At 40.8% G+C, this 8254-nt stretch carries 6 protein-coding genes and 2 pseudogenes; 5 read left to right on the top strand and 3 right to left on the bottom strand.

What is annotated here, in order from left to right:
• Positions 1 to 368 precede the first annotated feature (368 nt).
• Genes gatA through K2N75_RS05065 form a run of 5 tightly spaced genes read left to right on the top strand, consistent with a single transcriptional unit; the run spans position 369 to position 5094 of the window.
• A complete protein-coding gene (gene gatA, locus K2N75_RS05085; RefSeq protein ID WP_297681521.1) occupies positions 369 to 1709 on the top strand; it encodes an Asp-tRNA(Asn)/Glu-tRNA(Gln) amidotransferase subunit GatA in 1341 nt (446 codons plus the stop codon).
• Positions 1710 to 1720: 11 nt separating this feature from the next.
• On the top strand, positions 1721 to 3172 hold the full coding sequence (gene guaB, locus K2N75_RS05080; protein ID WP_297681512.1) for an IMP dehydrogenase: 1452 nt from the start codon (positions 1721 to 1723) through the stop codon (positions 3170 to 3172).
• Between the two features lie 8 nt (positions 3173 to 3180).
• Entirely contained in the window at positions 3181 to 3513 is a 333-nt protein-coding gene (locus K2N75_RS05075) for a hypothetical protein (protein WP_297681513.1), read from the top strand.
• Between the two features lie 43 nt (positions 3514 to 3556).
• Positions 3557 to 3862, top strand: coding sequence for a hypothetical protein (locus K2N75_RS05070; RefSeq protein WP_297681514.1), 306 nt, complete (start codon positions 3557 to 3559; stop codon positions 3860 to 3862).
• Positions 3863 to 3909: 47 nt separating this feature from the next.
• A complete protein-coding gene (locus K2N75_RS05065) occupies positions 3910 to 5094 on the top strand; it encodes a hypothetical protein (RefSeq protein WP_297681516.1) in 1185 nt (394 codons plus the stop codon).
• A 505-nt stretch (positions 5095 to 5599) separates the two neighbouring features.
• Here the strand turns inward: K2N75_RS05065 and K2N75_RS09210 are convergent.
• The 3 genes and pseudogenes from K2N75_RS09210 to K2N75_RS05055 form a co-directional block, all read right to left on the bottom strand.
• Positions 5600 to 6271: pseudogene (locus K2N75_RS09210) on the bottom strand (dihydroxy-acid dehydratase); the annotation flags it as partial.
• A gap of 627 nt (positions 6272 to 6898) precedes the next feature.
• Positions 6899 to 7906, bottom strand: a pseudogene (locus K2N75_RS09205) (dihydroxy-acid dehydratase); the annotation flags it as partial.
• Positions 7907 to 7975: 69 nt separating this feature from the next.
• Positions 7976 to 8254: hypothetical protein (locus K2N75_RS05055; RefSeq protein WP_297681520.1), on the bottom strand; the 279-nt coding region annotated here is incomplete at its 5' end.

Here is an 8254-nt window from a genome sequence, read left to right as displayed (position 1 = left end):
CCCCCCCCCCCCCCCCCCCCCCCCCCCCCCCCCCCCCCCCCCCCCCCCCCCCCCCCCCCCCCCCCCCCCCCCCAATTTTGCTTTATTTGCTCAAAGCCTTTGTGGCTAAAACTGTGGGCTAAAGATAGTGTGAGGATTCTATTTTGCAGCGCATACCCACATTTGCAAATCTATAATCAAGCATATAGAAATCTTTACAATGGAATCCCTAAAATTTAAAATGAGATTCTATATTGTAGAGTGCTTCGTCTGCTCCTCACAAGAACGAGAAACGAAATTCTTTCAATCCCTTTTTGCTTTACCAACTTTTCAACAAAGATTCCTTATAATTTCGCAATTTTTAATCTACTTTGGAGAATCCAATGAGTATTCCTACACTTCAAGATGCGCTCAAGCTTGATATTGACGGCATTAAAGCACTTAAAAATACACTGAAAGAAAAGATAAAAGCAAGTTCTTTGAATGCTTATATCGGAGAGGTGCAAGATTATGATAATGCGCTTCTGCCGATTGCGATTAAGGATAATATCAATGTAAAAGGGTGGGAAATCACTTGTGGAAGCAATATTTTACAAGGCTACATTGCGCCTTATAATGCTACTGCGATAGAAAATCTCCTCAAATCCTCTTTTGCGCCTTTTGGACGCACAAATATGGACGAATTCGCAATGGGAAGTACGACCGCAAGTAGTTTTTATGGTAGGACACTCAACCCAAAAAATCTCAATAAAGTTCCAGGAGGCAGTAGCGGCGGCAGTGCGGCGGCAGTTGCGGGTGGAATCGCACTTGCAGCACTTGGAAGTGATACAGGTGGAAGTATTCGTCAGCCTGCTAGTTTCTGCGGTTGTGTAGGGTTGAAGCCTACTTATGGGAGAGTGAGCCGCTATGGGTTGGTTGCTTATAGCTCAAGCTTAGACCAAATCGGACCGATTACGCAGAATGTTACGGATTGTGCGATTCTATATGACGCGATAGCGGGTTATGACAAAATGGATTCTACAAGCGCAAATATAGAATCTCAAAGCACTTTTAAAAATTTAAATCCAAATACTCAAATGACGATTGCGATTCTGCCAGAGCTACTAAAAGACGCGGACGCAAATGTCCAAAACGCCTATCAGAAAACGATTGACATTTTAAGTAAAAATGGGCATAGAATCGTTGAAAAAGAAATGTTGGATACAAGCTATATTATCTCTGCTTATTATGTGATTTGCACCGCAGAGGCGAGTTCCAATCTCGCGCGTTTTGATGGTGTGCGCTATGGTAACCGCGCCAAAGACATTGGCAATCTAAAGGAGCTGTATTTAAAAACGCGCTCGCAGGGATTTGGCGATGAAGTGAAACGTAGAATCCTGCTTGGCTCTTTTGTCCTAAGCAGCGGTTATTATGACGCGTATTATATCAAGGCACAAAAGGTGCGCACACTGATTGCGCGGCAATACAATATGATTTTGCAAGATTGTGATGCGATTCTCTCTCCCGTTGCTCCAAGCGTGGCGTTTGGATTTGAGGATTGTAAAACGCCTCTGCAAATGTATTTAGAGGATATTTATACGATTGGGATTAATCTAGCGGGGCTTCCTGCGCTTTCACTCCCTGTAGATGAGGACGAGGGATTGCCAATAGGAATGCAGCTTATTGGCAAAGCATTTAGCGAACAAACTTTGCTAGATTTGGCATTAAATTTAGAAAACACCTTAAAATAAAAGGAGCAATGATGAGAATTAGAATGCGTGCATTAACATTTGAAGATGTTTTATTGGTTCCTGCTTATTCAGAGATTCTGCCCAAAGAGGTTTCTTTGCAGACAAAATTTTCTCGCAATATTGCTTTGAATGCCCCATTGGTTTCTGCTGCAATGGATACCGTTACAGAATACAGCACTGCAATTGCTATGGCAAGACTTGGAGGGATTGGGATTATCCATAAAAATATGGACGAAAATTCGCAAGTCGCACAAATTAAAAAAGTGAAAAAAAGCGAAAGCGGAGTGATTATTGACCCTATTTATATCAGTCCAGATTCTGCTTTGTTTCAAGCAAAGGCTATTACGGATAATTATAAAATCTCTGGTGTGCCTGTGGTAGATGACAAAGGAAATTTGATTGGAATCTTAACGAATCGGGATATGCGTTTTGAAACAGACTTAAGCCGCTGTGTCAAGGAAGTAATGACCAAAGCCCCATTGATTACTGCTAGAGAAGGGACGAGTTTAGAAGAAGCGCGTAATATTATGAATAAACATAAAATTGAAAAATTACCTATTGTTAATGAAAAGGGAGTTCTCAAAGGATTAATTACGATTAAGGATATTCAAAAGCGCATTGAATATCCAAATTCCAATAAAGACGACTTTGGACGCTTGCGCGTAGGGGCTGCAATCGGTGTTTTTCAGTATGATAGAGCAAAAGCGCTTGTAGATGCGGGGGTTGATGTGTTGGTATTGGATTCTGCGCACGGACATAGCAAGGGAATCATAGAGACGGTAAAAGAAATCAAAAAACATTTGGCTGTGGATATTGTTGCGGGAAATGTTGCGACAAGTGAGGGAGCGCAAGCATTGATTGATGCTGGGGCTGATGGGGTGAAAGTAGGGATTGGACCCGGAAGTATTTGCACAACTAGAATTGTCGCAGGTGTAGGTGTGCCACAAATCACTGCAATTGATGAGGTGGCAAAAGTTTGTCAAAAAGCAGAGATTCCTGTCATCGCCGATGGAGGAATCAAGTATTCTGGAGATATTGCTAAGGCTTTGGCGGCAGGTGCTTCTAGTGTGATGATTGGTAGTATGTTAGCAGGCACGGAGGAATCTCCCGGAGAAACCATTATTTATCAAGGAAGACAATACAAAAATTATCGTGGTATGGGAAGCTTGGGGGCAATGAATAAAGGCAGTGCGGATAGATATTTTCAAGAAGGAACAGCGCAAGAGAAGCTTGTGCCAGAAGGGGTTGAAGGACGCGTGCCTTATAGAGGAAAGATAGCAGATGTGATTCATCAAATGCTAGGAGGTTTGCGCTCGTCTATGGGATATTTGGGCGCAAAAGATATTAAAACGCTTTGGGAAAAAGCGGAGTTTGTAGAAATCACACAAAGCGGGCTTAGAGAATCGCACGTGCATGATGTGATGGTTACTAGAGAAGCACCCAATTATCATATCAACCATTAGGAGTATAAGTGGCGAAACTACTCTTTGGTTATAGTTTGTATCACGCGAGTGCGCAGGATTATGAGAGGATTTTAACCAAACTGCGCACAGAGTTTAGCGCAAATAAGCCGGATATTTATTTGAATAATCCAGAATATTTACTTTTTGTTACCACGAGTGCAGAGTGGCAAAAGGAGATTGTGGGCTTGATTGCAAGACTTAAGGAGTTTGTAAATACAGAGATAGAAAATATGCGCAATCAGGGTAGTAATGCACACATTGTTTATCGTTTTGGAATCTTAGAAATGGAAAGTGCGTTGTTTCAATTCCCACCAGATTTGGAAGATGACGATGAGGAATAAAAGTCTGTGTAAAGTTTCAATCTTATAAAAAGAGATGAGATAAATGATTTTTAAGTGGGTTGCGATAATTTCAGCTTGTTTAGCCGTAGCTTTGCCTATTGGAACACTATTTTATATGTTAGCGTATATGGAAACAGGCGGAGCAAGTGGGATTCCTTTAGCATACTCTATACTATTTGCACCTATTGTATTCGGGATAGGTCTTGTTTTGGGCGCAATTTTGCAAGGCATTTATAATTTTGTCATTGCAAAAAGCTTGTTTAAAAAACTAGAGGGATACACTATTGTTCGTGATGAAAATGGCAGTTTTCTTGTCTTTTTTGAACAAAAAAGATTTTTCATAGATTAGAAATTAAACTTTTAGAGGGTGTGCGTTGCTTTATAAAACATAGCATTATGCAAAATCAAAATTGGTGTGAGAAGTTTTCACAAGAAGTTTCTATTGATAAACCCATACGCAATATATCAAGTTTAGATGTGAATTTGAGGTTAAATATACATTGGGAGGCAATTTTTACTTTTGTTCGTTTTTGCGCTTCTTTGCCTTTAGATGATTCTCAAATGATTTTACTCCATCGTGGCTCATTTATGAATTGGGAGATTCCACTTTTAAATGATAGTGAGATTCCCAAAGAAATTCAGCTTTTGCAAAGGCAAGATAGCAAGACAAATATTAAGCGATTTTTTGGCATTATGGGGGTTATTCTTGCACCTGTGCTTTGCTTTTATTTGTATTTGCAGAGTGCTTTTTATCCTTGTAGCATTTATAATGCAGTAAGCAAAGGTGATACAAAAAAGATAGAGAGGCTTTTAAAAAGCGGAGTAAATCCAAATGTAAAATGTCAAACCGGAGGAGTAATAGCTGATGTCTTAGAGTATATATTTTTTCCATCAAGTAAAAAATCAGGACAAACCCCACTTGATAGAGCAATACAAGATATGAAAAAGGCTTATAGTTTGTGGGGAAGCCCTATTATAAGCAATGATATTATCACACTTCTTATAGAATCTGGAGCAGTGATAGAAAAAGGAAAAAATGATTATTTACCGCTTGTTTTTGAATATGCTTCTAAAGAAGTGATTGAGCTATTTTTAGCCAAAGGGGCATTCAATGGCAGTGAGAAACAAAGTAAATCCATAGTGCTTTCAGCCTTAGGTAGAAGTGCAGAAAATATACAAGAATATGAGGAAATCGCAGAGTTGGCATTAAGCTTTGTGCAATCCAAAGAACTTAAGCAAGAATATTTAGATAGAGTCTTTTTGTATTGGAGCTATTCTAAAAACAAAATGGCTGTATTATTAAAGCAAGGTGCAAATATTAATGTCACAGACGAAAATGGGGAAAGTAAGCTTATGGAAGTTTTAAGATCTATACCATTTACTAGAAATGCAGAAGAAATTATTTTTCTTATACACAATGGTATAGATGTGAATATTAAAAATAAACATTCCAATATCACTGCACTTGATATTATAAATAGGCAGAAGCAAAAATATGAATATGACAAGGCAAGTGGTGAAGTCATAGAGAAACTACTCTATGAAAAAGGTGCAAAAAGTGGTGCGCAATTACCAAAATAAAGGAGGCAAAATGAAAATCTATAAGATTATGCGTATTGTCGCAATATGTTTGGGGGCATTTGCGCTTAATAGTTGCACAGATTCTCAAAAACATACCTATCAGCCAAAGGGGATAGAGATGAGCTAGTAGAGCTTGTGCGTGATGAGAATATAAAGCTCAATGAAATTGATACGGGTGTTATTACAGATAGGAGCTTTCTTTTTGCTCGTTTTAGCACAGAGCAGTGCCACGACTTATTTGCAGAGCATTTAAACATATAGAATCTTTTGTAATTCTTGTTATTGAGGAGTAAGTAGCACAAAAAGGAGAGAGTTATGCTCCCACAGATGCAGAGAGAGAAAACAAACTAACCTCATAGCGCAATGGGAGACAAGGAAACAGGAGTTTAATCAGCCATTTAATGCTTGGATTTAGGTTGAATACAAGATTCTACATAGTTGTAGCATTATTGCAAAAATTGTGCTATCTAGTTTTTTAGGGCAAATGACTTTTTCAAACTCTCACTCACAGCTCCGTTTTTAGCACCGCTCCATTTGCGGCGTTGCTAACAAGCAAAGAGTAGCGTTTGAGCCATTTGCTTTTAATTTCTTTTTTCACAGGTTGCCATTTTGCGCGGCGAGATTCTAAAACAGCGGAATCCACGAGCAATTCCAATGTACCTTTTGAAACTGAAATCGCGATTTTGTCTCCGTCCTCAATCAACGCGATTAATCCTCCCTCTGCTGCTTCTGGACTGATATGCCCGATACAGCCGCCACGCGTTGCCCCGCTAAAGCGTCCGTCCGTAATGAGAGCGACAGATTCTCCTAAGCCCATTCCCATAATGAGGCTTGTGGGGGTTAGCATTTCTTGCATTCCGGGTCCTCCCTTTGGTCCCTCATAGCGAATGACTACGACATTCCCCGCCTTTACCTTGCCTCCGGCTATGCCTTTAATCGCTTCCTCTTGGGAGTTAAAGCATACCGCACTTCCCTCAAACTCTTTCATAGATTCCGCCACTGCGGCGACTTTGAGTACTGCACCTTCTTGCGCGAGGTTGCCATAAAGAATTTTTAATCCACCTACCTGCGAATACGCGTTTTCATTGTGGCGAATGATATTAGAATCCGTAATCTCCGCACCTGCAATGCGTTCCCCCAAAGTCTCACCTGTAATCGTGAGCGCGTCAAGATAGAGCGTATGCGGCGGAAGTTGTGGTAAATCAAGGATAAAAAAATCGCTAATTTCTTTAGGATAAAACGGAGCATAAGCCACAGGCAATTGCTCATAAGGAACTTGCCTAAAGCCTATTTTTGTATAAAATTCCCGATTTTGCTGCGTGGCTTCGGGCGTATCAAAAATAAGCTCGCCAAAGTTTAATCCACCCGTATAAGTATCAATATAGCCCTTATTAGGACTATCGGCAATCAATGTTTTATAATGCGATCGCTCAAGAAATGCAAACAACTCGGCACAAAGTCGATTTACAAGAGAAATGGACGAAGCATATCTTTGATGCACGATAAATTTTTTTAGGATTCCGATACCCTTTTGCTCCTCATAAACACCGATACAGCCTACGACTTCTTCGCCCTCAAGTGCAATCCAAAACGCACCATTTTTATAAAACTCGGCGATATTATGTAAGTCAAGTTGAGTTTTAAGATATGCCTTACGCCATAAATCATCGTGATTGTCGTAATTCAAAACAAGAGAAATCACAGCCTCTTGATATTTTTGCAATTCTTTTGTAAATCGCATAATGCGAATCGAATCTGTTGTTCCGCTTGTTTTAAAATCTAGCTCAAAGGCAGCGTTACCCCTTTTTGCCACCTCATTCATCACGGCACTGACGCCACCGGCGCGGTGAATATCCTCCATATGCACGCTACTAAGGGCAGGGGCGATTTTAGCGATGTGTGCCACTTGGGAGGCAAGTGCGTTGATAGAATCTAGGTTAAAATCCACCTCCGCTTCTTTGGCGATTGCGAGCATATGCAGAATCGTATTCGTGCTTCCACCCATTGCCATATCTACGACAAAGGCGTTATGCACAGCTTTTTTGTTTAAAATATTGCGGAATCTAAACTTTTCGCTTTTTTGCTCATCAAGCGCGATTTCTACGATTCTACGCGCTGCTTTGCGTAAAAGCTCCTCGCGCTCCTTGCTAAGGGCTAGAATCGTCCCATTTCCGGGCAGCGCAACGCCCATAGCCTCACAAAGCGTATTCATAGAGTTTGCGGTAAACATTCCACTACAACTTCCGCCACTTGGGCACGCATTGCATTCTATTTCGTGTAACCTTTTCTCATCAATCTTGCCCTCATTAAACGCGCCCACCGCTTCAAAGGCGGAGTTTAAATCCAAAATCGTGCCGTCCTCTAGCTTGCCCGCACGCATTGGACCGCCGCTGACAAAAATAGTCGGCACATTCACGCGCAAAGCACCCATAAGCATTCCGGGTACGATTTTATCGCAGTTTGGGATACAAATCATCGCGTCCAAACTATGCGCATTCATCATTGTTTCAATAGAATCCGCAATCAGCTCGCGGCTTGGCAGAGAGTAGAGCATACCGCTATGCCCCATTGCGATTCCGTCATCTACACCGATGGTGTTAAACTCAAAGGGCACGCCACCCGCAGCGCGAATCTCCTCTTTGATGATTTGCGCGTATTTATTTAAGAAAAAATGCCCGGGAATAATGTCAATATAACTATTTGCAATGCCAATAAAGGGCTTGTTGAAATCCTCATCTTTTAGCCCTGTGGCACGCAGTAGGCTTCTGTGGGGGGCTCTTTGGAATCCCTTTTTAATGGTGTCGCTTCGCATAAAATCTCCTTTAAGAAAAAGGCTTATTTTAGCAAGTTTTAGTTTAAGCAATGATTTAGGAAATAGGAATCATTCTAGCAGTTTGGGTTCAAAGGATTCCTCAAGGCTAATAAGCATTTTATGATTGTATCGGAGATTTGGGGTAATGGAAGCATTCAAAAGGCTTTGGATTCTCTGTGGGTCTTTCTCTCTTTGTGTTAGTCGCTTCAATCTCGCCTCTTGGCTTACTTGAGTAAGGATTAAAATATCAGCAAAATCTAAGCGGTTTGTGCTTGCGCCAATACAAAAAACAAGTTTCACATAAAAAGGGAGGAATTTTAAGAAAGGCTTGCAATTATCCATTTTTTG

Source organism: Helicobacter sp., from assembly GCF_029067145.1.
Classification (GTDB): domain Bacteria; phylum Campylobacterota; class Campylobacteria; order Campylobacterales; family Helicobacteraceae; genus Helicobacter_D.
Note: the sequence above shows the minus strand (reverse complement) of the source record. Positions and strands in the feature narration are given on the sequence as shown.

Excerpts from the sequence above, each read along its gene's own strand:
- guaB (WP_297681512.1), top strand. The coding sequence starts at position 1,721 with ATGAGAATTAGAATGCGTGCATTAACATTTGAAGATGTTTTATTGGTT.
- K2N75_RS05070 (WP_297681514.1), top strand. The coding sequence starts at position 3,557 with ATGATTTTTAAGTGGGTTGCGATAATTTCAGCTTGTTTAGCCGTAGCT.
- K2N75_RS05065 (WP_297681516.1), top strand. The coding sequence starts at position 3,910 with ATGCAAAATCAAAATTGGTGTGAGAAGTTTTCACAAGAAGTTTCTATT.